Below are 275 nucleotides of genomic sequence, written 5' to 3' on the forward strand. Positions count from 1 at the left end.
ACTTTATGACCTGCCGATACCGTCCCCTTTACTTTTACTTTCTTTGGTGTCTTGTATACTACAGCTTTTCCTGCATTTATCTTATTCGTCGTTATATCCCCGCTTGCAGTCAACGTTATATCATCTACACTCACCAATTCCCCTTTTGTATTTACTCCCGCTCCTTTATCATTACTTATTATATCTATCTTACCAGCATACATACTCCCTGCCGCTTTTCCGTCTACGGCTATCCCTTTATATGTCTCTCCTTTACTTTTTACTTCCTTTGTCCT

General features: G+C 39.6%; 1 protein-coding gene. It reads right to left on the reverse strand.

Going from position 1 to position 275, the window contains the following annotated elements; genetic code table 11:
• The coding region (locus EII29_RS12525; RefSeq protein ID WP_158612578.1) for a hypothetical protein at nt 1–275 on the reverse strand (275 nt) is incomplete at both ends.

Origin of the sequence: Leptotrichia sp. OH3620_COT-345 (genome assembly GCF_003932895.1) — a bacterium.
Lineage (GTDB): Bacteria > Fusobacteriota > Fusobacteriia > Fusobacteriales > Leptotrichiaceae > Pseudoleptotrichia.